This is a genomic window from Plantibacter sp. VKM Ac-2876, from assembly GCF_015350715.1.
Classification (GTDB): domain Bacteria; phylum Actinomycetota; class Actinomycetes; order Actinomycetales; family Microbacteriaceae; genus Plantibacter; species Plantibacter auratus.
In genome coordinates this window covers 1,095,965-1,118,920 of record NZ_JADKSI010000002.1, presented here as the reverse complement: position 1 = coordinate 1,118,920, position 22,956 = coordinate 1,095,965, and the positions used below count along the sequence as shown (strand labels likewise).

General features: G+C 68.6%; 24 protein-coding genes and 1 tRNA gene. 12 read left to right on the top strand and 13 right to left on the bottom strand.

What is annotated here, in order from left to right; translation table 11 throughout:
- The first annotated feature begins 12 nt into the window (after positions 1 to 12).
- Together ITJ62_RS11695 and ITJ62_RS11690 are read left to right on the top strand one after the other, a co-directional pair.
- Entirely contained in the window at positions 13 to 825 is an 813-nt protein-coding gene (locus tag ITJ62_RS11695; protein ID WP_064296618.1) for a DeoR/GlpR family DNA-binding transcription regulator, read from the top strand.
- Positions 826 to 904: 79 nt separating this feature from the next.
- Complete coding sequence (locus ITJ62_RS11690; RefSeq protein WP_194602123.1) at positions 905 to 1,420, top strand: YbaK/EbsC family protein; 516 nt, start codon at positions 905 to 907, stop codon at positions 1,418 to 1,420.
- Here the strand turns inward: ITJ62_RS11690 and ITJ62_RS11685 are convergent.
- Positions 1,362 to 2,438 carry a CPBP family intramembrane glutamic endopeptidase gene (locus tag ITJ62_RS11685; protein WP_194602120.1) on the bottom strand — a complete coding sequence of 359 codons (1,077 nt, stop codon included), beginning with the start codon at positions 2,436 to 2,438 and terminating at the stop codon, positions 1,362 to 1,364. The two genes, ITJ62_RS11690 and ITJ62_RS11685, sit on opposite strands and share 59 nt — an antisense overlap.
- 117 nt (positions 2,439 to 2,555) lie before the next feature.
- On the opposite strand from ITJ62_RS11685, the gene ITJ62_RS11680 reads away from it, so the two are divergent.
- Positions 2,556 to 2,912 (top strand): DUF2200 domain-containing protein, encoded by a 357-nt coding sequence (locus ITJ62_RS11680; RefSeq protein WP_194602117.1) that lies wholly within the window; start codon positions 2,556 to 2,558, stop codon positions 2,910 to 2,912.
- An 81-nt stretch (positions 2,913 to 2,993) separates the two neighbouring features.
- Here the strand turns inward: ITJ62_RS11680 and ITJ62_RS11675 are convergent, their stop codons facing one another.
- Positions 2,994 to 4,490, bottom strand: coding sequence for an MFS transporter (locus ITJ62_RS11675; protein ID WP_228498171.1), 1,497 nt, complete (start codon positions 4,488 to 4,490; stop codon positions 2,994 to 2,996).
- Positions 4,491 to 4,596: 106 nt separating this feature from the next.
- Here ITJ62_RS11675 and ITJ62_RS11670 point away from each other — a divergent pair, with 106 nt between their 5' ends.
- The 3 genes from ITJ62_RS11670 to ITJ62_RS11660 all read left to right on the top strand — a co-directional run bounded on the left by ITJ62_RS11670 (position 4,597) and on the right by ITJ62_RS11660 (position 6,971).
- Positions 4,597 to 5,208, top strand: coding sequence for a TetR/AcrR family transcriptional regulator (locus tag ITJ62_RS11670; RefSeq protein WP_194602111.1), 612 nt, complete (start codon positions 4,597 to 4,599; stop codon positions 5,206 to 5,208).
- A gap of 4 nt (positions 5,209 to 5,212) precedes the next feature.
- A complete protein-coding gene (locus tag ITJ62_RS11665; protein WP_194602108.1) occupies positions 5,213 to 6,016 on the top strand; it encodes a hypothetical protein in 804 nt (267 codons plus the stop codon).
- Positions 6,017 to 6,317: 301 nt separating this feature from the next.
- Entirely contained in the window at positions 6,318 to 6,971 is a 654-nt protein-coding gene (locus tag ITJ62_RS11660) for a ScbR family autoregulator-binding transcription factor (protein WP_194602105.1), read from the top strand.
- A 54-nt stretch (positions 6,972 to 7,025) separates the two neighbouring features.
- On the opposite strand, the gene ITJ62_RS11655 is transcribed toward ITJ62_RS11660, so the two are convergent.
- The 3 genes from ITJ62_RS11655 to ITJ62_RS11645 all read right to left on the bottom strand — a co-directional run bounded on the left by ITJ62_RS11655 (position 7,026) and on the right by ITJ62_RS11645 (position 8,763).
- The gene (locus ITJ62_RS11655; RefSeq protein ID WP_194602102.1) at positions 7,026 to 7,535 is read right to left on the bottom strand and encodes a hypothetical protein; all 510 of its coding nucleotides are present in this window, start codon (positions 7,533 to 7,535) and stop codon (positions 7,026 to 7,028) included.
- 138 nt (positions 7,536 to 7,673) lie between these two features.
- Positions 7,674 to 8,639: a pyridoxal-phosphate dependent enzyme gene (locus ITJ62_RS11650; RefSeq protein ID WP_370581901.1), complete on the bottom strand. Its 966-nt coding sequence runs from the start codon at positions 8,637 to 8,639 to the stop codon at positions 7,674 to 7,676.
- Between the two features lie 48 nt (positions 8,640 to 8,687).
- A tRNA-Lys gene (locus tag ITJ62_RS11645) sits at positions 8,688 to 8,763 on the bottom strand.
- 129 nt (positions 8,764 to 8,892) lie between these two features.
- On the opposite strand from ITJ62_RS11645, the gene ITJ62_RS11640 reads away from it, so the two are divergent.
- The 3 genes from ITJ62_RS11640 (at position 8,893) to ITJ62_RS11630 (ending at position 11,306) form a co-directional block, all read left to right on the top strand.
- Positions 8,893 to 9,522, top strand: a complete 630-nt coding sequence (locus ITJ62_RS11640; RefSeq protein WP_191940678.1) for a DNA-directed RNA polymerase subunit beta — start codon at positions 8,893 to 8,895, stop codon at positions 9,520 to 9,522.
- 348 nt (positions 9,523 to 9,870) lie between these two features.
- The gene (gene sigK, locus ITJ62_RS11635; protein WP_229940357.1) at positions 9,871 to 10,461 is read left to right on the top strand and encodes an ECF RNA polymerase sigma factor SigK; all 591 of its coding nucleotides are present in this window, start codon (positions 9,871 to 9,873) and stop codon (positions 10,459 to 10,461) included.
- A complete protein-coding gene (locus ITJ62_RS11630) occupies positions 10,458 to 11,306 on the top strand; it encodes an anti-sigma factor domain-containing protein (RefSeq protein ID WP_194602099.1) in 849 nt (282 codons plus the stop codon). The genes sigK and ITJ62_RS11630 overlap by 4 nt, the downstream gene beginning before the upstream one ends.
- Positions 11,307 to 11,431: 125 nt before the next feature.
- Here ITJ62_RS11630 and pstB read toward each other — a convergent pair whose 3' ends face one another.
- From pstB to ITJ62_RS11590, 8 genes are all read right to left on the bottom strand, one after another.
- Entirely contained in the window at positions 11,432 to 12,211 is a 780-nt protein-coding gene (pstB, locus tag ITJ62_RS11625) for a phosphate ABC transporter ATP-binding protein PstB (RefSeq protein WP_056007815.1), read from the bottom strand.
- A gap of 20 nt (positions 12,212 to 12,231) precedes the next feature.
- Positions 12,232 to 13,332 carry a phosphate ABC transporter permease PstA gene (pstA, locus tag ITJ62_RS11620; RefSeq protein ID WP_137242105.1) on the bottom strand — a complete coding sequence of 367 codons (1,101 nt, stop codon included), beginning with the start codon at positions 13,330 to 13,332 and terminating at the stop codon, positions 12,232 to 12,234.
- Positions 13,332 to 14,276, bottom strand: a complete 945-nt coding sequence (gene pstC, locus ITJ62_RS11615; RefSeq protein WP_064296608.1) for a phosphate ABC transporter permease subunit PstC — start codon at positions 14,274 to 14,276, stop codon at positions 13,332 to 13,334. The genes pstA and pstC overlap by 1 nt, the downstream gene beginning before the upstream one ends.
- Before the next feature lie 139 nt (positions 14,277 to 14,415).
- Positions 14,416 to 15,507, bottom strand: a complete 1,092-nt coding sequence (gene pstS, locus ITJ62_RS11610; RefSeq protein WP_342365660.1) for a phosphate ABC transporter substrate-binding protein PstS — start codon at positions 15,505 to 15,507, stop codon at positions 14,416 to 14,418.
- Between the two features lie 193 nt (positions 15,508 to 15,700).
- Entirely contained in the window at positions 15,701 to 16,639 is a 939-nt protein-coding gene (locus ITJ62_RS11605) for an NUDIX domain-containing protein (RefSeq protein WP_191940681.1), read from the bottom strand.
- 52 nt (positions 16,640 to 16,691) lie between these two features.
- Positions 16,692 to 18,887, bottom strand: coding sequence for an RNA degradosome polyphosphate kinase (locus tag ITJ62_RS11600; RefSeq protein ID WP_079705346.1), 2,196 nt, complete (start codon positions 18,885 to 18,887; stop codon positions 16,692 to 16,694).
- Positions 18,888 to 18,977: 90 nt separating this feature from the next.
- Positions 18,978 to 19,883 carry a mycothiol synthase gene (gene mshD, locus ITJ62_RS11595; RefSeq protein WP_194602096.1) on the bottom strand — a complete coding sequence of 302 codons (906 nt, stop codon included), beginning with the start codon at positions 19,881 to 19,883 and terminating at the stop codon, positions 18,978 to 18,980.
- On the bottom strand, positions 19,855 to 20,544 hold the full coding sequence (locus ITJ62_RS11590) for a response regulator transcription factor (RefSeq protein ID WP_175116223.1): 690 nt from the start codon (positions 20,542 to 20,544) through the stop codon (positions 19,855 to 19,857). Before ITJ62_RS11590 ends, mshD begins: the two co-directional genes overlap by 29 nt.
- 110 nt (positions 20,545 to 20,654) lie before the next feature.
- Here ITJ62_RS11590 and ITJ62_RS11585 point away from each other — a divergent pair, with 110 nt between their 5' ends.
- From ITJ62_RS11585 to ITJ62_RS11575, 3 genes are all read left to right on the top strand, one after another.
- Positions 20,655 to 20,945 carry a hypothetical protein gene (locus tag ITJ62_RS11585; protein WP_064296602.1) on the top strand — a complete coding sequence of 97 codons (291 nt, stop codon included), beginning with the start codon at positions 20,655 to 20,657 and terminating at the stop codon, positions 20,943 to 20,945.
- Between the two features lie 133 nt (positions 20,946 to 21,078).
- Entirely contained in the window at positions 21,079 to 21,783 is a 705-nt protein-coding gene (locus ITJ62_RS11580) for an FABP family protein (protein WP_192018296.1), read from the top strand.
- 25 nt (positions 21,784 to 21,808) lie between these two features.
- Positions 21,809 to 22,951, top strand: a complete 1,143-nt coding sequence (locus ITJ62_RS11575) for a folate-binding protein YgfZ (protein WP_194602563.1) — start codon at positions 21,809 to 21,811, stop codon at positions 22,949 to 22,951.
- Positions 22,952 to 22,956: the final 5 nt, after the last annotated feature.

The window sequence follows — 22,956 nt, the reverse complement described above, 5'->3', positions numbered from 1 at the left end:
GAAGATTCAAGCATGTCCGACGACGAGCCGATGCAGTTGCCCGCCCCACTGCGACGCGACCGCATCCGCGAGCTCCTCGATGAGCGCGGTTTCGTCCGCGTCGCCGACATCTCCGACGACTTCGGCGTCTCCCGGGTGACCGCCCGGACGGACCTCGACACCCTCGTCGACCAGGGCGAGGCCGTCCGCGTGCACGGAGGTGCGATGCCCGTGCAGGGACGCGGCGCCGTTGAGTCGCCGATCGAACTCGCGACCGCGACCTCCGCGCACGCGAAGCAGCGGATCGGTGAGGCGGCGGCCGCGATGGTGCGCTCCGGTCAGAGCGTGATCGTCGACGTCGGCAGCACCGGCCTCGCCCTCGCCCGCGCGCTCAAGGCTCGCCGCGACCTCGCCGACGTCGTGGTCATCACGAACGGCCTGACCATCGCGCTCGAGCTCGAGTCGGAGATCCCGAGGTTCTCGGTGATCGTCACGGGTGGGTCGCTTCGACCGCTCCAGCATTCGCTCGTCGATCCGCTCGCGGGTTCGCTGCTCGGCCAGGTCCACGCCGATCTCGCCTTCATCGGGTGCAACGGTGTCGACGCGGGCCATGGCGTGACCAACGTCAACCTGCCCGAGGCCGAGGTGAAGGCCAGGATGGTTCGCGCCGCCGAGCGGGTGGTCGTGGTCGCCGACGCCTCGAAGCTCGGTGTGCGGCAGCTCGGCCGGATCGCCGGGCTCGAGGCCTTCGACGCCCTCCTGACCGACGACGGGGCCGCGCCCGAGACCATCGCACTCCTCCGGGAAGCGGGACTCGCGGTGACGCTCGTCCCACTCGGCGACTGACCTCGCGCCGCGTCCCGCGGCGTCCCCCGCGGCGCCCCTGCACTCGCGCGCCGACGGCCCGATGCGGCAGCATGGTCGCATGAGTGATCGAGCGCATCCTGCCGTGTCCATCGTCGAGCAGACGCTGCGTGACCGCGGGGCTCAGGGCGAGGTCACCTGGCTCGACGATGCTGCACGCACGGCCGCGCTCGCAGCGGAGGCCTTGGGGATCGAGGTCGGGGCGATCGCGAACTCCCTCGTGTTCACGCTCGACGGCGAGCCGACGCTGATCCTCACGAGCGGCGCCCACCGTGTCGACACCGCCTGGGTCGGCGAGCGGCTCGGTGGACGGTTGAAGCGTGCTGACGCCGAGATCGTCAAGGCGGCGACGGGACAGGTGATCGGTGGCGTCGCGCCCGTCGGCCACCCGGAACCGATCCGCACCTATGTGGACGAGGCGCTCGCCGCCTACCCGGAGGTCTGGGCCGCGGCCGGCCATGCGCACACGGTGTTCCCGACGACCTTCGAGGAGCTCGTGCGGGTGACCGGCGGGCAGGTCATCGCGGTGGAGCCGCCGACGGATCCTGCGGGGTCGTCGGCTGCTGCGTCGGCGTAGCCACCGGAGCGGCCACGGCGGCCGGCGGCGTCTTGTGCTGCTTCGTCACCCGACTCGGCGGCAGCGGAGCCGTCGCGGTCACGTCGTTCCTGCGTCCCCACCAGGTGCTCACGACGGCTGCGGCGACGCAGAGCGCCATCGGGATGAGCATGAACGGTCCGCCGGCACCCTCGCCTCGCTCGAAGACCTGGTCGGTCTGCGACATGAGGGCCGTGGGGACGAGGAGCAGGACGTTGTTCGTCGCATGGATGAGCACCGGCGCCTCGAGGCCACCGGTCCCGCGGGCGGCGAAGGACATCGAGGCGCCGAACACGAAGTAGTAGGCGATGAGCCAGGGGTCGCCGGCGAAGTGCACCGAGGCGAAGACCGCGCCGGAGACGACCGTGCCGACGAGGAACGCGGTGATCGGTCGACTGAACCAGGATCCGACGGAACGTTGGATGAGGCCGCGCGCCCCGTACTCCTCGCCCGCCGACTGCAGCGGCGTCGTGAGGATCACGACGGCGAGCATCGCGATCATGGTGCCCTCGACGACGATGGGCTCGAGCGGCGAGAGCAGGACGGACGCGCCGACGTACACGATCCACACCGGGACGATGATGAGCGCGAGACGCCCGAGCCAGTGCCAGCGGAAGCGCCCCTCCACCGAGGACAGCCACCGCGGACGGACACCGAAGATCGCCCACTGGATGAGCATCGACACCGGGATGAGCGCGGCGAGCGACAGGTTGTTCGCGAGCATCGTGACCGGTGTCAGCGTCATGAGGCCGTTCGCGACGTCGTCGAGCGTGTACGCCCCGGTGGCCACGTCCACGATGAGCGCGATGCCGCCGAGCGCGATCGAGAGGATCAGGAACCCCACGACGAGTAGGAGGAGTGCAAGGGCCCCGCGCCACCAGGCCGGTGTGGCGCGAAGGGCGTGGTCGTACGTCGCGAGCTGCGGCGACGGCGCGACGGGATCGACGTGCGTCGAGGGTGATGGCGAAGGCGTCTGCGGGTGCTGTCCGGGATTCGTCATGCTGCCAGGGTAGGCAGCCGTCGCGGTAGGACGCGTCCCCCGAGCGATGGACGACGAGCGACGGATAGCCGGCGATCGGCCTGGTCCCGAACGCGCGACGATGGGAGACTGCCAGGTATGGCCGGACACCGCATCTTCACGACGAGCTTCGCCAGCGTGTACCCGCTCTACGTCGCGAAGGCGGAGCGGAAGGGCCACACGAAGGCCGAGGTGGACCAGGTCATCACCTGGCTCACGGGCTACGACGACGCCGCGATCGAACGGGTGCTCGCCGACGGTACGGACTTCGAGACCTTCTTCGCCGAAGCGCCGGCGATGCACCCCAACGCGTCGCTCATCACGGGCCTCATCTGCGGCATCCGCGTCGAGGAGATCGAGGATCCCCTCATGCAGCGTGTCCGTCAGCTGGACAAGCTCGTGGACGAGGTCGCGAAGGGGAAGAAGATGACCTCGATCCTCCGCGCCTCCGCCTGACCGCCGACCGCGTCGCCCTCCGATGACGCAGACGGCCGCCGCGCGAGTGCGCGACGGCCGTCTGCTCGGAACCCGGTGGGATCAGTGCGCGAGCACCGGTTCCGCGGACGCCTCCGGGGCGTGGTGCAGGGCGAGTCCCTGGTTGCGTCGGCGGAACAGCAGTGCCGCCGTCACCGCGCCGACCGCGAAGAACCCGGCACCCCAGAAGTAGGCGGTCTGGTAGCTCTGGATCGCAGCCTGCGCGAGCACTTCGGGGGTGGGCGGCGCGTTGTCGGTCACGTAAGCCGTGGCGGCGCTCGCCGCGAGGGTGTTGAGCAGCGCCACACCGATCGACCCGCCGACCTGCTGGCTCGTGTTGACCGTCGCCGAGGCGACCCCGGCGAACGCCCGGTCGACACCGAGCGTCGCGGTCTGCATCGAGGCGGGCATGATCGATCCCATCGCGAAGCCGAGCACCATGAGCGCCGGCATGACGTTGCCGACATAGGAGCTGTCGAGGTCGAGTCGGGTGAGGAGGAGCATGCCGATCGCCCCGAGCGTCATCCCGAACGGCACCATGACCTTCGGGCCGAACCGCGGGACGAGGAGGTTGGTCCCCAGCTGTGCGGCGAGCACGAGCATCGCGATCATCGGGAGGAAGGCGAAGCCCGTCTGCTGCGGTGAGTAGCCGAGCGAGGCCTGCAGGTAGTACGTGACGAAGAGGAAGATGCCGAACATGCCGGCGCCGGCGATCATGACCGAGATGAACGCGGCGCCGCGGTTGCGGTCGAGGACGATCGACAACGGGAGGAGCGGGTGCGCGGCCCGGCGCTGCCAGAGGACGAACGCGACGAGGAGGACGGCTGCGGCAGCGAGGAAGGCCCAGCTGAGCGGCGAGTCCCAGCCGTCGGTCTCGGCATTGGCGAAGCCGTAGACGAGGCTGAACAACGCACCTGAGACGAGGACGGTGCCCGGAACGTCGAGCTTGGGGCGGGGGCCGGTCGTCTTCGGGGTGGTGATGAAGAGGACCGCCCCGACGATGGCGACCACGGCGATCACGACGTTGATGTACAGGTTCCAACGCCAGTCGAACTGCTCGGTGAGGAATCCGCCGAGGAGGAGTCCGACCGCGCCACCCGCGCCGGCGATCGCACCGAAGACGCCGAACGCGCGGGCGCGCTCCTTCGGGATCGTGAAGGTGGTCGTGAGCATCGCGAGCGCGGTCGGTGCGAGGAGGGCTGCGAAGACGCCCTGCAGCGCCCGTGCGGCGAGGAGGGTGCCGAACGAGTCGGCGGCGCCTCCGAGGGCCGAGGCGATCGCGAACCCGACGAGCCCGATGATGAACGCCCGCTTCCGGCCCATGAGGTCGGACAGGCGTCCGCCGAGGAGCAGCAGGCTGCCGAAGGCGAGCGAGTAGGCGGTGACGATCCACTGGCGGTCGCCGTCGGAGAATCCGAGGTCTGCCTGGGCGGCGGGCATCGCGATGTTCACCACGGTGGCGTCCAAGACGACCATGAGCTGGGCGAGGCCGACGGTGACGAGCGTCCACCACCGGCGAGAGGAGACGGCCGGGGTTCCGGCAGTACTGTTCGAAGTCATGACCAGGAGCATATACGGAACCGAAGAGTTTCGAAACCAAACAGTTCCAGAACTATGAAGTTCCTGAACTATGCTGTTTCAGGAGACGAAAGGGAGGTGGGCCGCGATGACGCAGCTCGAGACTCCGATCGACGCCCCGAAGCTCGGACGCAAGCGTGACCACTCCCGCGACGCGGAGATTCTGGAGGCGGCGCTCGACGTCCTCGCCGACACGGGCTACGCCGGGATGACGGTGGACATGGTCGCCGCGCGGGCGAAGGCCGGCAAGGCGACGCTCTATCGACGGTGGGCGTCGAAGTCGGAACTCGTGATCGACGCGGTCGCCTGTATGAAGCAGATCGATCCCGACTTCTCCAAGTTGCCCGACACCGGCTCACTCCGCGGCGACCTCGTCGCGATGATCAAGGCGCCGTCCATCGCCGAGGGTGAGCGCAAGATGCGTGTGTTCGCCGGCGTGATGTCGATGATCTCGGACGCCCCGGAGCTCACCGAGTCCATCCACGCGGCCATCGTGGAGCCGCGCATGGCCGTCAACCGCTTCCTGTTGCAGCGCGCGATCGACCGCGGAGAGATCCGCGCGGACGCCGATGTGGAGACCCTGGCGCTCGTGAGCCAGGCGATGGTCAGCTACCGCGTCCTCATGCTGCGGGAGCCGGTGACACGTGACTTCCTCATCTCGGTGATCGACGGCGTCATCATCCCGGCCGTCCGGAAGTAGCTCGATGACCGACGGACCCGCCCGATCTCGAACCGGGCTGCTCGATCACGCCGCGCCGGTCCGCCTCGGGACGCACGACGCCGCACTGCGCTTCTCCGGCTTCCGTGAGCCGGGCGGACGCCACCTCATCGTCGATGGTGCGGAGGCGTTCGAGTTGAGCTTCCCGTGCGGAACCTGCGCGCTGCTGTTCCGTCGTCTGGACGAGGGTGCTCGGGCGCTCGCCGCAGACGCACTGCACGATCACCTGGACGAGGGCGTGCCCGCGATCGACGATCCTTCGTCACGCGACCTCGTGTCGACGATCCTGCCCGAGGGGACCTACCTGCCGCTCCTGCTGTCCATCGAGCCCGTCCTGGTCGCTCCGGGTGACGATCACGACTACTTCTCGCGGGAGCAGGTCGCGCACCGCGGCATCGACCCCACGCTCGGTGCACCGGAGGACCCGGCGACCGGCTACTACCGCGGCCCGACCCGGACGACCGGCGATCACGAGACCCTCTTCGAGTTCCTGGTGCCGATGGTGCCGCCCGGTTGGAACGACCGCGAGCGCGTGGCCTCGTACGAGGAGCGGCTTCGGGCCGGGGGAGCGGCGACCGTGCTCGCGGTCTCCGTGCTGGACCGGACGCAGCCGTTCGACAGCGCTGACGCCCACACGGGTCTCGTGCACTTCGTGCTCGACGGCCACCACAAACTGGAGGCAGCCGCGCGTCTCGGCGTCCCCGTCACGGTCCTGTCGTTCGTCTCGGTCGACGCGAGCCTCGCGGACGAGGCGACGGTGGCCGGCCTCCCGGAGCTGCTCGCGCGCTGATCACGGCGCGTGTGTGACCGGGTGGATCACGCAGCGCTGGATCCCCCGATCCCTGCGTGACCCACCGGTCGAGGCGGTGAGCATCGCAAACCCCCGTCGCGAACACACAGACCACTGAGGCGCGGACTGCGGCGGCATCACCTCCACCAGTGTGTCATGAATAAGTCGGTCGCACCAGTAATCAAGAGGATCTCGGCTGTGCGAGCTCCGAGCCTCTAGGCTGAGGCCCCGACCGGCCACGGTCGACGGATACGGCGCCGATGGATCGGAGTCGGAACACAGGCTGCCCGAGGAGGTCAGGATGCCGGGGACACGGCGAACGCCCACGCAGGAACGCGGACAGGTGACGCAGGATGCGATCGTCGAGGGCGCCGCGACCGTCTTCGACCGCATCGGCTACGGGAACGCGAGTCTGTCGATGATCGCGGAAGCGTCCGGGATCTCGCAGGGGTCCATGTACTTCCACTTCAAGTCGAAGGAGCAGATCGCCCTCGCGGTCATCCACGAGCAGCACGACCGGTCGATGCCGCTCATGGCACGGGTGACGGAACAGTACGACGGGGTCCTCGAGCGGCTCATCCGGGTTTCGCGCGCCATCGTCGACCAACTCGAGAACGACCCGGTGGTCCGTGCCGGGATCAGACTCACGCTCGATGAGGGTTCGCTGAGCCAACCGGCCGGCGCGTTCTACGAGGACTGGATCTCGGGGACGGCCGCTCAGCTCGACGTGGCGCTGCAAGCCGGGGACCTGGTGAGTTCGATGTCGGCACCGGACCTGGCCCGCACGCTGATCGGATTCTTCACCGGTGTCCAGCTCACCGCCCAGGCGACGGTCGGGCGCTCGGACATCGCAGCGTCGGTGGACCGCATGTGGCGGCTCGCGATCGACGCCATCGTCCCCGAGGCGCGGCGGTCAGCGGCGACGCGCGTCCGGGAGGACGCTTTCGGCGTTTAGGCCGGGGCGCGCGCGACGCAAGGCTCGGCCAGCCCTCCGTCCAATGGACTGGTGTCAGGTGAGCACCGGCAGCGCCCAGCAACTCAGCGCCGCACCACCACCGAGTATCACCACGGCGCTGCCGACGAGGCCCGCGCTCGTCCGTTTGGCGAGGCCGAGGCGTCGACGCAGCCGTGTCACGGTTTCGATGTACCCCGCCATCTCCGCCCCGAAGCGGCGAAGCAGCGCCTCGTCTGCAGGAGTCCCCGGAGACGGCGCGGAAGTCGGCTCGGTCAGACGCTCCACTGCACGCACGACGGTGTCGATCCGGAGTTGCACCGTTCCTGCACCCTGCTGGACGACGACCCCGGCGGCCAAGACGAACGCCCCGAACGAGGACACGAAGATCGGCAGCGTCTCCGCCAGCTCTTCCTCCGAATAGCCGTCCAAGGGGCCGACATACGCTGCCGCTGTGACGAAGCCGACGCCCAACACCGCCAGGAGCACCACGAAGGCACTCGGCCAGGTGGCCAACGGCTCATCGACCATCTTCCGGAAAGCTTGGATGTTCTGCGTCTGAGCCATGCATCGAACCTACCTGCGACAGGAACACCCGCACAGCACCGGCGTCACGACGGCGATGGTTCCAGAAAGACGCGCGCCGAGCCGGAGGAAACGACGACCACACACCGGCGACCTTGACGCGCTGACCCGAGACGGAACTCAGACTGGCGGTTCTGCGTCGGATCCGGCGAACGCCGGGTGACCGAACAGCCCGGGCAACCCACCGGTGTGCAGGAACACCGTCCGCTCGCCCGGCCGGATGTCACCACGCGCGACGGCATCGACGAGTCCGCTGCATGCACGACCGGTGTAGGTGGGGTCGAGGAGCAGTCCTTCACGCTCCGCGGCGAGCGTGAGTGCAGCTCGGGTGCCGTCCGTGAGGTGCTCGTACCCTGCGCCGATCTGCGAGCGATCGACCCGGAGGGACTCAGCGGGATACTGGTCGCCGTGGCCCATGGCGGCGAGGAGTCCAGCGACGGTTGCGCGTCCGTCCGGCACGGCGCCGCAGTCGACTCCGAGTACGACTTCCGCTCCGAGACCGGAGACGAGCCCCGCCATCGTGCCGCCGGAACCGATCGCCACCACGACGTGGCGGACGTCGGGGACCTGGTTCCGGAGTTCCCCGGCGGCGTCGATGTACGCCTTCGCGCTGGCGGCGTTCGACCCGCCGAACGGGATCCGTGAGACCGATCCGAGGGAACCGCCAGTCTGGAGGTCGTCGGCGACGGCTTCCGCGGACGCGTCACCGGACCAGACGATGTGCGCGCCGAACAACTGATCCAGGAGGACGTTGCCGAGCGGCTTCGGCGGTGCCTCTCCCTGCAGCACGAGCACGCACCGGAGGCCGACCCGGGCGGCCGCGGCCGCTGTCAGCCGGGCGTGGTTGCTCTGTGGGGCTCCGGTCGTGAGGACGGCGCCCGCTCCAGACCGCAACGCCTCGCCCATGGTGATCTGCAGCTTCCGCGCTTTGTTCCCGCCGCCGCCGAGACCGATGAGATCGTCGCGCTTGATGAGCAGGTCGCCCGCGTCGAGTCCGATCGCGACCGCGAGCCGGTCCGCGAGGTGGACCTGCGTCGGACCCGACACGAACGTCGGGTCGGGAATCAGCTGCTGATCGCCGTTCACGGGTCCCCCTCGTCACGACGAGATCGCATCCGTCGGCGTCGTGCGTCGTGGTGGGCCCGGTGGGGCTCGAACCCACGACCCGCGGATTAAAAGTCCGATGCTCTGCCAACTGAGCTACAGGCCCATACGCGCTCTACTCTACGAGATTTCGGCGGCACCCGTTGACGCGCGGGTCCGGGCCACGGGGGAGGATCGCCCGCCGGGGCGAGTACCGTTGTCGGGTGCGCGAAGCGCGTCGCGGGGAGGAGCAGCCATGACCGAGGGATTCCATCGTCCGACGAAGCTGCCGCCGTCGATGCTCGAAGCGATCCAGGGTGGTCTCGACCCGGAGGCCGTGTCGAGGATCACGCACGAGACGGCCGTCGCACTCCTCACCCGGGTGCGGGCGGACCCTGACCCTGCCGTGGTCGACCGCCTCGTGACGTACACGGACGAGCACGGGATCGACGCCATCGCCGAACTCTGGTCGCACGCCAGCCCGCGGAGTCTCCCCGGAGCCCTCTGGCGCATCTACCTGCTGCGCCTGCTCATCCGGCAGGACCCGGTGGGGACGAGCTTCAGCTTCCAGCGGGGCACCGAGCTCATCACCACCGTCGACCCCGTGATCGCCGGCGCGGCCGAGCCGACCGGCCCAGAGGAGATCATCGTCCTCGCCGACCAGATCCTCCGCGGGTTGTACACCGGCGACTTCGCGATCGCCCTCGAGCGGGCTGCGTCCTTCTGCCGGATCAACGCGGTCGGCTGCACCTCCCTCGCGGACGACCGGGACGCGGTCGACCCCGCCGACGCCGCGCGACTCACCACGAAGGCCGCGCGGTTCAGCACCATCGCCGAGGAGCTCGCCGGCTGCGCCCGACTGTGGCGCACCGACTCCCTGGACTGACGCGACCCGTCCGGTCAAGGCTCGGTGCCTGGGAATATCCATCGCCGATCACTTGCTACACTGATTCAGCCGGGCCGCAGTAACCCCGGGCTCCAAAAATCGCCGCTTCGAGCGGCCTTGCGCCGAGAGGCGTTTCTGCGGCCTGGCACTTACGTTGTGCGGATGTCTTCCGTCGCCCGCCGCCCGTTCCGTGATGACACCGGAACTGGGGTGCCGTATCGCGTCGATTCCTCCAATCGGATCCCGGGTCGGCACCGAACTCCGTGTATGACCGCCGCACTGTACACGCAGACCCGACCTCGGGTGGGCGTCGCGCAAACGGCCGGTGTCCGTGAGAAGCTAAGACTTGTGACCACGGGACCGGAAGCCGACGCTGCACCGCAGGTGTCATTGGCGAACGTGCTCGACGCGCTCCTCATCCGCGTGGCCGGCGGCGACCAGGTCGCGTTCAGCGAGCTGTACGACCACATCGCGCCGCGGGTCCTCGGACTCGTCAAGCGGGTGCTCGTCGACCACGCACAGTCCGAAGAGGTCACCCAGGAGGTGTTCCTCGAGGTCTGGCAGAACGCCCAGAAGTTCGAGGCGGGCAAGGGTACGGCCACGACCTGGGTGCTCACCATGGCCCACCGTCGTGCGATCGACCGTGTGCGGGCCTCACAGGCCGGACGTGACCGCGATCTCAAGATCGGCATCCGCGACTTCGACGAGCGTGTCGACAACGTGCAGGAGACGGTCGAGATCCGGATCGAGCACGAACGCGTCAAGCGCGCCTTCGTCCGGTTGAGCGAGCTGCAACGCGAAGCTGTTTCGCTCGCCTACTACGGCGGCTACAGTCACAGCGAGATCTCGAACCTGCTCGGCGTGCCCATCGGTACGGTGAAGACCAGGTTGCGAGACGGAATGATCAGACTTCGAGACGAGTTGGGGGTGCGTACATGACCGAGCGAGACGATGCAACAGACCTGGCAGCCGGAAACGCGCTGCACACCCTGACCCCGCGCGAGCAGGAGCGGTTCGACCGCCTGCGCGCCGAACACGAGTCCGTCCGCGAGGAAGCGGCGGAATTCGAGGAGACCGTCGCCATGCTCGACCTCGCAGCACCTCCCGTGCAGCCGTCGGCGGCGCTCAAGAACTCGCTCATGGCCGCGATCCAGAACCTGCCGCAGCTGCCCGCTGACGCCCCCGTCGATGCTCCCGTCGCCGAGGTGCAGGCGCTTCCGACCGCGGTTCCAGACGTCGACGAGGCGCCGGTTTCGACACCGATCGCCACGCCGGCCCCCGCAGCAGCCACCACCCCGGTGGTCGGTGCGGCGGAGCGCAAGGCCGCCTCACGGTGGCGTCGCAGTGCCGTCGGCATGGTGGTCGGCGCCGCAGCAGCGGTCGGCCTCATCTTCGGCGGTGTCGGACTCGCGAACACCTTCGGCGGTGGGTCCCTCACGCAGACGGTCGCGCTCGCGGAGATCAACGCGGCGTCCGACGTCCAGCGCGCGAAGGTGTCCATGGACGATGCGACGGCGACGCTCGTCTGGTCGGGCGAGCTCGGCAAGTCCGCCCTGCTCGTCGACGGACTCGGCTCCCTGCCGTCCGACAAGGTCTACGAACTCTGGTACATCGGCGAGGGAGGCCCGGTCTCGGCCGGCACCTTCTCCGCAGCGAACGGCACCACCTGGCGGGTCCTCGACGGCGCCATGAGCGCGGGCGACAAGGTCGGCGTGACGGTCGAGCCGCAGGGCGGCTCCAAGCAGCCCACCACCGACCCGATCATGGTCATCGAGACGGCGTAGTCCGCTCGCTCCGGTCCGCGAGAGCCTATCGACAGGTTCACCTCGACAGACGCGCGGACTTGCTGCAGACGACGACAGCCCCGCCCGGGAATCCCGGGCGGGGCTGTCGTGATGCCGGCGTCAGATCAACCGAAGCGACCCGAGACGTAGTCCTCGGTCGCCTGGACGGACGGCTTCGAGAACATCGTGGTGGTGTCGTCGTACTCGATGAGCTTGCCCGGCTTGCCGGTGCCCGCGATGTTGAAGAAGGCGGTCTTGTCGCTGACGCGGCTCGCCTGCTGCATGTTGTGCGTCACGATCACGATCGTGTACTCCTGCTTGAGCTCTTCGATGAGGTCTTCGATGGCGAGCGTGGAGATCGGGTCGAGGGCCGAGCACGGCTCGTCCATCAGCACGACGTCGGGGGAGACGGCGATGGCGCGGGCGATGCAGAGACGCTGCTGCTGACCACCGGAGAGCCCGGAGCCCGGCTTGTCCAGGCGGTCCTTCACCTCGTTCCACAGGTTGGCGCCCTGCAGCGAACGCTCGACGAGCGCGTCCTGGTCGGACTTCGACATCTTCCGGTTGTTGAGCTTGACGCCCGCGAGGACGTTCTCCTTGATGCTCATCGTCGGGAACGGGTTCGGGCGCTGGAAGACCATGCCGACCTGACGGCGGACGAGGACCGGGTCGACGCCCGGGCCGTAGAGGTTGTTGCCGTCGATCAGGACCTCACCCTCGACGCGTGCGCCGGGGATGACCTCGTGCATGCGGTTCAGGGTGCGGAGGAAGGTCGACTTCCCGCAGCCGGAGGGGCCGATGAACGCGGTGACCGTGCGGGGCTGGATCTGGAGGGAGACGCCCTCGACAGCCATGAAGCTGCCGTAGAAGACGTTGAGGTCGTTGACTTCGATGCTCTTGGACACGGGGTTCCTTTGCTCGCGGCCTAGCGGCCGAACTTGGGGGCGAAGATCTTGGCGATGAGTCGGGCGATGAGGTTCAGCGCCATGACGATGAGGATGAGGACGAGCGCGCCGGTCCAGGCGCGGTCCACGTAGGAGGCCCCGTCGGTGCCCTGGTTCGCGTACTGGGTGTACACGAAGACCGGGAGGGTCATCATCGGGCCGTCGAAGAGGTTGTAGTTCATGCTCTGGGTGAAGCCGGCGATGATCAGGAGGGGCGCGGTCTCACCGATGACGCGGGCGACGGCGAGCGTCACGCCGGTGATGATGCCGGCGATCGAGGTCGGGAGGACGATCTTGAGGATGGTCAGCCACTTCGGCACACCGAGCGCGTAGGAGGCCTCGCGCAGTTCGTTCGGAACGAGCTTCAGCATCTCCTCGCTCGACCGCACGACGACGGGGATCATGAGCAGCGACAGGGCGATGGCACCGCCGATGCCGAGCCGGACGCCCGGGCCGAAGAAGATCGCGAGGAGGGCGAACGCGAACAGGCCGGCGACGATCGACGGGATGCCGGTCATGACGTCGACCAGGAAGGTGATGCCCTGTGCCAGCCGTCCACGGCCGTACTCGACGAGGTAGATGGCGGTCAGGATGCCGATCGGGATCGAGATGACCGACGTGGCCAGTGTGATGAGCAGCGTGCCGGTGATGGCGTGCAGTGCGCCACCGCCCTCACCGACGACGTTCCGCATCGACAGCGAGAAGTAGTTGAGGTCGAACCGGGCGGCGCCGGCCGAGATCACCGTGATGGCGACCGAGACGAGCGGCAGGAGCGCGATGACGAAGGCCGCGGTCACCAGGGTGGTGAGCAGGCGGTCCTTGGCCTTCCGGCGACCCTCGACCATGAGTGACGCGACGTACACGGTGACCGCGTAGAGCGCGGCGCCGAGCACGACTGCCCCGGGGACGTTGTAGCTCTTGTCGGCGGTCGACTGCTGCAGCAGCAGGAAGATGACACCGCTGACGATGAGGCTGCCCGCGAGGATCGTGAGCGGTGCGAACTTCGGCAGCTTGCCCGCGGTGAGCGAGTTGGAGAACGGCGTGGCGATGGACGCCTGACGGCGGTCGGTCGTGGCGGTCATCAGTTCGCTCCCGAGAATTCTTTACGACGGTTGACGATGAGTCTGGCGATGAAGTTCACCACGAAGGTGATGATGAACAGGATCAGGCCGGTGGCGATGAGCTTGTTCACGTCGATGCCGAAGGACTCGGGGAAGTTCAGGGCGATGTTCGCCGCGATGGTGTTCGGGTTGCTCGAGGTGAGCAGGAAGAACGAGTAGACGGCGGCGGGGGAGAGGACGAGAGCCACAGCCATCGTCTCACCGAGCGCTCGTCCGAGGCCCAGCATGGAGGCGGACACGATGCCGGGACGGCCGAACGGCAGGACCGCCATCTGGATCATCTCCCAGCGCGTCGCGCCGAGCGCGAGTGCGGCCTCCTCGTGGAGCTTCGGGGTCTGGAGGAAGATCTCCCGGGAGATGGCGGTGATGATCGGGATGATCATGACCGCGAGCACGAGGGCGACGGTGAGGATCGTGCGACCGGTGCCGGACACCGTGCCACCGAAGAGCGGGATCCATCCGAGGTTCTCGGACAGCCAGGCGAAGAAGGGCTGGACGAACGGCGCCAGCACGAGCGCGCCCCAGAGGCCGTAGACCACCGACGGCACGGCTGCCAGGAGGTCGATGACGTAGCCGAGGGCGACCGCGAGGCGACGCGGCGCGTAGTGCGTGATGAAGAGGGCGATCCCGAGCGAGAGCGGCACGGCGATCGCGAGGGCGAGGATGGCCGCCCAGATGGTTCCGAAGACGAAGGGGCCGACATAGGCCCAGAAGCTCGTCGGGGCACCCGTGAACGACGACGAGTCGGCCGTGAGGGCGGGGAACGCCTGGACGATGAGGAAGATCGCGACCGCCGCCAGGATGACGAGGATGAGTGATCCCGAGACGAGGGAGAGCGTCGAGAAGACGCGGTCGCCGACTCGTTGCTTGGCTTTGGGTCTCGCAGCTAGGGCCTCGACAGCCATTGGTTCCCGTTCTCTCGATGCGATGGTGGTGCCCCTCGACAGGCTCGGGGAGCGGGTACTGCGGGTACTGCGGGTACTGCGGATGCTGGTGACGCAGGTCGAGCGTGCCGGGCAGGACCCGGCACGCTCGACCGTTGGACTACTTGATGGTCGCGATCGCGTCCTGGACCTTCTTGGCGAGGTCGGCGGAGAGCGGCGCAGCACCGGCCGACTTCGCAGCCTCTTCCTGGCCGGCGTCGCTGGCGATGTAGCCGGCGTAGGCCTTGACGAGGTCGGCGACCTTCGGGTCGGCGTACTCCTGGCAGGCGATGAGGTAGCTCACGAGCACGATCGGGTAGTGGGTCGCGTCCGTGGTCTCGCGGTCGAGCTTGATGGCGATGTCGTTCGCCTCGCGGCCTTCGACGAGCGGCGAGCCCTCGACGACGGCGGCAGCACCCTCGGCGCTGTACTCGACGAACTCCTCGCCGACCTTGATCTTCGCGACACCGAGGTCGCCGGCCTTCGACGCGTCGGCGTAGCCGATGGTGCCGGTGCCGCCCTTGACGGTGTCGACGACACCGGAGGTGCCCTTGGCGCCCTCACCCGACTGGAACGGGAAGGTGTCGGCCGGCTCAGCGGTCCACACGTCGGGTGCGTTCTTGCCCAGGTAGTCGGCGAAGTTCTTCGTCGTACCCGAGTCGTCGGAGCGGTGGACGGCGGTGATGGCCGTGGAGGGGAGCTTCGCATCGGGGTTCAGTGCGACGATCGCCGGGTCGTCCCAGCTGGTGATCTGACCCGCGAAGATCTTCGCGATGGTCGAGGCGTCGAGGTTGAGCTCGTCGACGCCCTCGATGTTGAAGATGACCGCGATGGGGGAGATGTAGACCGGGAGGTCGATCGCCTTGGTGTCCGCTGCGCATGCGGCGAAGGTGCTCGTGAGCTCCTCGTCGGACAGCGCCGAGTCGGAACCGGCGAACTGCACACCGCCGGCGATGAACGCCTTGCGGCCGGCGCCGGAGCCGTCGGGGGAGTAGTTGATGGTGACGTCCGGGTTCGACGTCTGGAAGGCGGCGACCCAGGCTTCCTGGGCGCTGCCCTGCGACGACGCGCCGCTACCGGCGAGGCTGCCCTTGAGGTCGCTGGCGGCTGCGCTCGTGGCGGTGGCGCCGCCTTCGTTGGCCGCGCAGGAGGTCAGTGCGACGGCTGCGACTGCTGCTACGACCGCGACGCGGCCGAAACGTGAGAACTTCACAGGGGTGTCCATTCATTGGTGTGGGTGCGAGCCGGTGCTGGCTCGTCAGTGACGCTAACCACGCGGCATGACGAGCATCCCCCGTGATGGTAAACAACGGGTGAACGGATATCGACGGCTTCATGGCGGCCGACGTGGCGACGCCGCGAATGCACCACGAACGGCCCCTGTTCAGGGGGTTCGCGCGGACGGGTCAGACGCGGGGTTCGTGCGTCTCGATCGCGATGATGCCGGAGCTCGGATTCGTCCGGGAGAGGTGCACGATGGAGAACGCCCCGGTCTCGAGTGCGGCGGCGCTGCCGAGGTAGGAGCCTCGGGTGGACCCGGTGGCGAGCGCGATCTCGTGCAGGATCTCGGGGAGGACCGGCCCGTGGCTGCAGAGGATCGCCGTCTTGAGCGCCCGGACGCGGCGGCCGACGACCCGGCGGACGTCCGATTCGCCCCGCTCGTAGGCGTCCTGGCTGATGAGGTCGGAGCGTTTCGGCTCGATGCCCGCGGCCGCGGCGATCGGACTGACGGTGCTGACGCAGCGCACGGCCGTGCTCGTCACGATCTTGCGAGGGCCGAAGGCCAGCAGGGTCGGGACGTTCCCCGCGGCCTGCTTGACGCCGCGCGGCGCCAGCGGCCTGGTCGCGTCCTCGCCCGACCATTCGGAGGGGGACATGGCTTTCCCGTGGCGCATCGCGATGAGGGCGAAGGTGGCTGTGACGCCTTCGTCGACCAGCGCGGCGAAGGCGTCGAGGATCTCCACGTCGCGCTCGTAGCTGAGGTAGCTCCGTGCCCGTTTGATGGTGACCCACTCCAGCGCTGCGACCTCGCCGTTCGGGATGAACGTGCTCTCGCGGACGGCCTGGTCGGTGACCTCAGCGGACCAGTAGTGGACGATCTTCTCGCGACCGCTCGACAGGGGGTACGTGGAGACGCCGAGCGGCACGCCGAGGTGGACGCTCAGGCCGGTCTCCTCCTTGATCTCCCGCACGGCCGTCTGCGCGAGCGTCTCCCCGGGATCGACCTTGCCCTTGGGGATCGTGACGTCGCCGTACACCGTCCGGTGGATGACGAGGAGGTGGACCTTGCCGTCGATGAGGCGCCAGCACACGGCACCGGCTGCATAGATTGCCGTCGTCGTCATAGTCAGTGCCTCGTCGTGTCGTGGTGCTCGGGTGGGTCGCGGTGCGAAGTCGTCAGCGACGGTTCCTCGGCCGGCGGCGGGCCGCGGTCTCGAGCATGAGGGAGTCTTGCAGATCCGTGAGCGGTCGTCCGTCAGCGTCGACCGCGTGGCGCGTCCAGACGCCGTCGGCGTCGAGCCACCACGACGACGTCTGCTCGTCGAGTGCCTGCTCGAACATCGCGGCGGTCGCCTCGAGGTGCTTCGGGTCGGTGAGCCTGACGAGCGCCTCGACGCGGCGGTCGAGGTTGCGGTGCATCATGTCGGCGCTGCCGATGAACACGTGCGGGTCGCCGTCGTTGTGGAACGAGAAGATGCGCGAGTGTTCGAGGTACCGCCCGAGGATGGAGCGCACGCGGATCGTCTCGCTCATCCCCGGCTGGCCGGGCTTCAGCGCGCAGATCCCGCGAACCCACAGGTCGACCGGGACCCCCGCCTGGCTGGCCCGGTAGAGCGCGTCGATGATCGACTCGTCCACCATCGAGTTGACCTTGATGCGGATCCCCGAGGGCTTGCCCTCTTCGGCGTTCGTGCGCTCCTGCTCGATGTGCTTGAGGAGTCCCTTGCGCAGGTGGCGCGGCGCGACCAGGAGTCGCTTGAACTTCTTCTCGATCGCGTACCCGGACAGCTCGTTGAAGAGGCGGGTGAGGTCTTTGCCGACCTGGTCGTCGGCTGTGAACAGACCGAGGTCCTCGTAGATGCGGCTCGTCTTCGGGTTGTAGTTGCCCGTGCCGATGTGGCTGTAGTGGCGCAGGACCCCGCGCTCCTGTCGGACGACGAGCGCGAGCTTGCAGTGCGTCTTCAGTCCGACGAGGCCGTAGACGACGTGGACGCCGGCCTTCTCGAGCTTCCTGGCCCAGGAGATGTTGTTCTGCTCGTCGAACCGGGCCTTGATCTCGACCAGCGCCAGGACCTGCTTGCCGGCCTCAGCCGCGTCGATGAGTGCTTCGACGATGGGGCTGTCGCCCGACGTCCGGTACAGGGTCTGCTTGATCGCGAGCACGTGCGGGTCGGCGGCGGCCTGCTCGATGAACGCCTGCACGCTCGTGGCGAAGGACTCGTACGGGTGGTGGACCAGGACGTCCTCACGGGCGATCGACCGGAAGAGGTCGGGCTTGCCGTTCGGCTCGTCGGGCTGGAACTGCAGCGCCGTGGTCGGGACGCGCTTCGGGTACTGGAGGTCCGGGCGGTCGATGCCGGCGAGGCTGAAGAGTCCGCCGAGGTCGAGCGGCGAGGGCAGGCGGTAGACCTCCTGCTCGGTGATGTCGAGTTCGCGGACGAGGAGTCCGAGGGTGACATCGTCCATGTCGTCGGTGATCTCGAGCCGGATGGGCGGCCCGAACCGGCGGCGCAGCAGCTCCTTCTCGAGGGCCTGGATGAGGTTCTCGGTCTCGTCCTCCTCGATCACCATGTCCTCGTTGCGCGTGACGCGGAAGACGTGGTGGTCGACGATCTCCATGCCGGGGAAGAGGTGACCGAGGTGGTTGGCGATGACCTCCTCGAGGGCGATGTAACGCACGCTGGGAGCGGTGTCCAGGGACGCGGAACGGCGCTCCGCCGGACCGACGCGGACGAAGCGCGGCATCATCTGCGGCACCTTGAGCCGGGCGAACTCCTCGCGCCCGGTGCGGGTGTTCCGCACTCGGACCGCGAGGTTCAACGACAGGCCGGAGATGTAGGGGAACGGGTGGGCCGGGTCGACTGCGAGCGGCATGAGCACCGGGAAGACCTGGTTGCTGAAGTATTCGCTGAGGTACTCGCGGTCGGCTGCGTCGAGTGAGTCCCAGGTGACGACCGTGACGCCGCGTTCGGCGAGGTCGGGACGGACGAGGTCGTGCCAGGCGCGGGCGTGCCGTTCCTGCAGGACGTGCGCCTGCTGCGAGATCTCGGACAGGACGTCGGCCGGCGCGTTGCCGACGTTCGTCGGGACCGCCAGGCCCGTGAGGATGCGGCGCTTCAGGCCGGCGACCCGCACCATGAAGAACTCGTCGAGGTTCGAGGCGAAGATCGCGAGGAAGTTGGCGCGTTCGAGGACGGGCAGCGCCGGGTCTTCGGCGAGCTCGAGCACACGCTGGTTGAAGGCGAGCCAGCTGAGTTCGCGGTCGAGGTAGCGGTGTTCGGGCAGCGCGGGATCGTTCCGCTCGAAGGCGGGGTCGAAGTCCTCTTCGTCTCCATCGAGGCCGACATCGAGCACGGTTGGGTCTGCTGGCATGCCTTCATCATGACACCGTGGCGGGGGTGGTCGCGACGACTGCGGTGAACACTGTGTAAATGCCGCAGCGCCACACCGCTGTGGAGGGGATCAGGCGTCGGTTCCCGCGTACTGCACGTCGACGGTGTGGTCGGTGAATCCGAGCGAGCGGTAGAGCGACACCGCGGGGAGGTTGTCGGCTTCGACGTAGAGCGTGACCGCCTCCACCCGTCGATCCCGCAGGCGGGCCAGGCCGGCCTCCATCAGGAGTCGCCCGAGCCCTCGGCCGCTGGCCGCAGGGTGCACGCCGACCGCGTACACCTCGCCGACCGTGTCCTCGACCTTCAACCAGATGAACCCGAGGAGGTCGCCGTCGGAGCCTCGGGCGAGCAGGAAGTCGTCGGCGTCGAACCAGGACTCGGCCTCTCGAGCGCGGAGATCGTCGAGGGTCATGCGTCCCTGCTCGGGGTGGTCGGCGAAGGCGAGCGCGTTGACCTCGAGCCACTCCTGCTCGTCGACTCCCGGCTGGAACGTGCCGACCGTGACATCAGCGTGCCCGGCGGTGGCCGGTCGCGTGCGGCTCGCCGGTGCCTTGGTCAGGCGGAGCTGCAGCAGCGTCCTGATCGGCGAGAAGCCGAACTCCTGTGCGAGCACCCGGGAGGCGGGGTGGTCGCCGTGTGCCCAGATGCGCACCTGTGGGGGACAGTTGGCGAGGACGCCGCGCAGTGCGGCGCGACCGTAGCCGTGACCCCGCCACTCGGGCTCGACGACGAACTCGAGCTCGCCGTGGCCGAGGATGGCCGCACCCACGACGGCGAAGTCGTCGGGGGCGACCGGCGGGTCCTGTGGTTCGACGGCGAGGATCAGCGTCCGGGCGCCGGAGGCGACGTCGATGAGCGACTGATCGCTGAACGGCGGCTGGCCGTCGACGAGCGACGCCGTGCGCACGACGCGCTCGAGCGCATCCCGGGTGCGGGCGTCGTCGACGTTACGAACCGACAGCGTCAGCCGGGGCATGATCGTCCTCGTAGACGTTGAAGCGGTAGCCGACGTTGCGCACGGTGCCGATGAGCTGCTCGAGGTCGCCGAGCTTGGCGCGCAACCGGCGGACGTGGACGTCGACGGTTCGCGTGCCACCGAAGTAGTCGTAACCCCACACCTCGCTCAGCAGCTGCTCGCGCGTGAACACGCGGGAGGGGTGGGTCGCGAAGAAGCGGAGCAGCTCGAACTCCTTGAAGGTGAGGTCCAGCGGTTTGCCGTGGACCTTCGCGGAGTAGCTGGCCTCGTCGATGACGACACCCGACGCCTGGATCTTGCTCGCCGAGTGCTCCTGGGAGGCGCGGCCGATCGCGAGCCGGATCCGCGCGTCGACCTCGGCCGGCCCGGCGGATTCGAGGATGACGTCGTTCACGCCCCAGTCGGCGCTGACGGCCGTGAGTCCGCCCTCGGTCAGGATGAGGAGGAGCGGGACCGACAGCCCGGACGCACCGAGGATCTTGCAGAGCGACTTGGCGCTCGCGAGGTCCTGGCGGGCGTCGACGAGGACGAGGTCCGAACTCGGAGCGTTCACGAGTTGTGCGGGGTCGGCGGGGATCTGCCGGGTGCGGTGGCTCAAGAGCCCGAGGGATGGGAGGACCTCGGTGCCGACCATGGAGGTCAAGACCAAAATTTGCGCCACGCGCATCCTCCCGACTGAGTTTGGAACCATATTAGGCGAACGACCGCACCCCACGTCGCACCGGGCGCCCGCTGGTGGTCCGATGGCGTCCGCTCTGTGACAATGGGTCCGTGAGCGAAACCACTCTCTCCCCCCGGCTGCGCTGGATCAGTGTCGTCTCGATCTGGGCGCTCGCGCTCGTCGGCGTCGTCGTGTCCGGCTTGCTCTGGAGCCCGGGGGAGACCTTCTTCGGGCTGTCGGCCACGCTCGGCCTCTGCACCCTGGCCGCGTTCTCGGCACAGTTGTTGACGCGACAGAAGGTGGGATTCGTCGATCGGATGTCGACGAGCGTCACCGGCGCCGTCCTCATCCTCGCCATCGGCGGTGCCGTGTATGGCCTCATCGCCCTGGCCTCGGGGTAGACTTTCCCCATGCTGCTCGCTCTCGAAATCTTCTTCATCGGCTTGCTCGTCCTCGCCAGCCTCGCCATTGCGTTCACCGCGGTGGTCGTGCTGAAGAACCTGTACCGCGGTCAGCGCTAGTCCGGGTCCCTCGATGATCGAGATCCCGAGCGGCCTGCCGAGCGAACTGGTCCCGCTGTCGTGGCTCATCGGCGTCTGGGAGGGCACCGGCGTCATCGACTACCGGGTCGGCGACGAGACCGTGACCCGCGAGTTCGGTCAGCGCGTGAGCTTCAGCCACGACGGCCTGCCGTACTTGAACTACAACTCCTACACCTGGCTCCTGCCCGAGCAGCCCCCGCGCGACGCCGAGGGGGCCTCGTCCACGGACGAGGACGCCCTGTCGGACGACGCCGCTGCGGACGTCGCGCCTGACGGAGCCTCGGCGGACGAGTCCGGTGTGCCCGAGCCGCTCGTCACCGAGACGGGTTACTGGCGCCTCGAACGCCCGCTGATCGAGGGCGACCCCGGCCCGGGCATGCTCCCAGGGCAGGGCCCCCGCCCGTTCGGCACCGCGCAATCGGTCGAGACCCTGCGCACGTCGACCGGCGCTTTCCCGCTGCAGGTCTCGATCGTCCACCCGAACGGTGTGAGCGAGCTCTACCTCGGCCAGATCGACGGCCCGCGGATCGACCTCGCGACCGACGCCGTCGTCCGCACCGCTGGAGCCAAGGAGTACGCCGCCGCGACCCGCCTGTACGGTCTCGTCGAGAACCACCTGCTCTGGGCCTGGGACATCGCCGCCCTGGGACAGGACCTCCGGACGCACGCCTCGGCGCGCCTGGCCAAAGCCGACTGACGTGACCATTCCCAACGAAGCGGTCATGCCGGACGCGATTCCGGGCTCGCCCTTCCTCACGCTGCCTGGTGCCGTCGAACAGGCGGACGCCGTCGACCACGGCATCCCCTCCCATTACGGCAGCCCGAACATCGAGCAGCGCCTCATCGCCGGCGGCAAGGCGATCGTCGACCTGTCGAACCGTGGCATCGTGACGGTCACCGGCCCCGATCGGCTGAGCTGGCTCAACTCCATCACGAGCCAGGAGCTGCGCTCGCTGTCCGCCGGCACCTCGACGGAGACCCTCTTCCTCGACCAGAGCGGCCGGATCGAGCACGCGGTCAAGCTGCTCGACGACGGCACGACCACGTGGCTCGTCACCGAGGCCGACGATGCTGAGCCCCTCCACGCCTGGCTCGACCGGATGCGGTTCATGCTGCGCGTCGAGGTGGCCATCGCGACCGAGCAGTACGCCGTGATCGGTGCGGCGGCGGGTCTCGCGGTCGAGGCTGCAGCGCCGAACGGCATGCCGCTCGTCTGGCACGATCCGTGGTCCGAGGTCGCGGTCGGCGGGCATCAGTACGCGACGGGTGAGCACCCTGGTGCAGCGTGGACGTGGACCGAGACGATCGTCGCGCGCGAGCAGCTCGAGTCGCTCGTGCAGCAGGTCCGTGCAGGGACGTTCTCCGCCGCGGGTTCGCTGGCCGCCGAGGCCCTGCGGATCGCCGCCTGGCGCCCGCGGTTGCAGTCCGAGGTCGACGAGCGGAGCATCCCGCACGAGCTCGACTGGCTGCGCTCGGCAGTCCACTTGAACAAGGGCTGCTATCGCGGTCAGGAGACGGTCGCCAAGGTGCACAACCTCGGGCACCCGCCGCGTCGCCTCGTCATGCTCCTCCTCGACGGCTCCGACGCGGTGCTGCCACCGGCCGGTTCGAACGTGGTGCTCGTCGGCGACGGCGACGACGCGACCCGGAAACCTGTCGGACGCATCACCTCGAGCGCGATCCATCACGAGTTGGGCCCGGTGGCGTTGGCGATCGTCAAGCGATCCGCGGATCCGGCGGCCGTGCTGACGGTGGAGGCCGACGGCATCGACGTCGCGGCGTCGCAGGAGATCGTCGTGCCGGCGGATGCCGGGGCCACGGCGAACGTGCCGCGGCTGCCGCGACTCGGCGCCGTCCGGCGCTGACCCCG

What these genes read in the sequence shown, in the direction of transcription:
- ITJ62_RS11695 (WP_064296618.1), top strand. Translation starts at nt 13, where the DNA reads ATGTCCGACGACGAGCCGATGCAGTTGCCCGCCCCACTGCGACGCGAC.
- ITJ62_RS11690 (WP_194602123.1), top strand. Translation starts at nt 905, where the DNA reads ATGAGTGATCGAGCGCATCCTGCCGTGTCCATCGTCGAGCAGACGCTG.
- ITJ62_RS11685 (WP_194602120.1), bottom strand. Translation starts at nt 2,438, where the DNA reads ATGACGAATCCCGGACAGCACCCGCAGACGCCTTCGCCATCACCCTCG.
- ITJ62_RS11680 (WP_194602117.1), top strand. Translation starts at nt 2,556, where the DNA reads ATGGCCGGACACCGCATCTTCACGACGAGCTTCGCCAGCGTGTACCCG.
- ITJ62_RS11675 (WP_228498171.1), bottom strand. Translation starts at nt 4,490, where the DNA reads ATGACTTCGAACAGTACTGCCGGAACCCCGGCCGTCTCCTCTCGCCGG.
- ITJ62_RS11670 (WP_194602111.1), top strand. Translation starts at nt 4,597, where the DNA reads ATGACGCAGCTCGAGACTCCGATCGACGCCCCGAAGCTCGGACGCAAG.
- ITJ62_RS11665 (WP_194602108.1), top strand. Translation starts at nt 5,213, where the DNA reads ATGACCGACGGACCCGCCCGATCTCGAACCGGGCTGCTCGATCACGCC.
- ITJ62_RS11660 (WP_194602105.1), top strand. Translation starts at nt 6,318, where the DNA reads ATGCCGGGGACACGGCGAACGCCCACGCAGGAACGCGGACAGGTGACG.
- ITJ62_RS11655 (WP_194602102.1), bottom strand. Translation starts at nt 7,535, where the DNA reads ATGGCTCAGACGCAGAACATCCAAGCTTTCCGGAAGATGGTCGATGAG.
- ITJ62_RS11640 (WP_191940678.1), top strand. Translation starts at nt 8,893, where the DNA reads ATGACCGAGGGATTCCATCGTCCGACGAAGCTGCCGCCGTCGATGCTC.
- ITJ62_RS11630 (WP_194602099.1), top strand. Translation starts at nt 10,458, where the DNA reads ATGACCGAGCGAGACGATGCAACAGACCTGGCAGCCGGAAACGCGCTG.
- pstA (WP_137242105.1), bottom strand. Translation starts at nt 13,332, where the DNA reads ATGACCGCCACGACCGACCGCCGTCAGGCGTCCATCGCCACGCCGTTC.
- pstC (WP_064296608.1), bottom strand. Translation starts at nt 14,276, where the DNA reads ATGGCTGTCGAGGCCCTAGCTGCGAGACCCAAAGCCAAGCAACGAGTC.
- ITJ62_RS11605 (WP_191940681.1), bottom strand. Translation starts at nt 16,639, where the DNA reads ATGACGACGACGGCAATCTATGCAGCCGGTGCCGTGTGCTGGCGCCTC.
- ITJ62_RS11600 (WP_079705346.1), bottom strand. Translation starts at nt 18,887, where the DNA reads ATGCCAGCAGACCCAACCGTGCTCGATGTCGGCCTCGATGGAGACGAA.
- mshD (WP_194602096.1), bottom strand. Translation starts at nt 19,883, where the DNA reads ATGCCCCGGCTGACGCTGTCGGTTCGTAACGTCGACGACGCCCGCACC.
- ITJ62_RS11580 (WP_192018296.1), top strand. Translation starts at nt 21,079, where the DNA reads ATGATCGAGATCCCGAGCGGCCTGCCGAGCGAACTGGTCCCGCTGTCG.
- ITJ62_RS11575 (WP_194602563.1), top strand. Translation starts at nt 21,809, where the DNA reads ATGCCGGACGCGATTCCGGGCTCGCCCTTCCTCACGCTGCCTGGTGCC.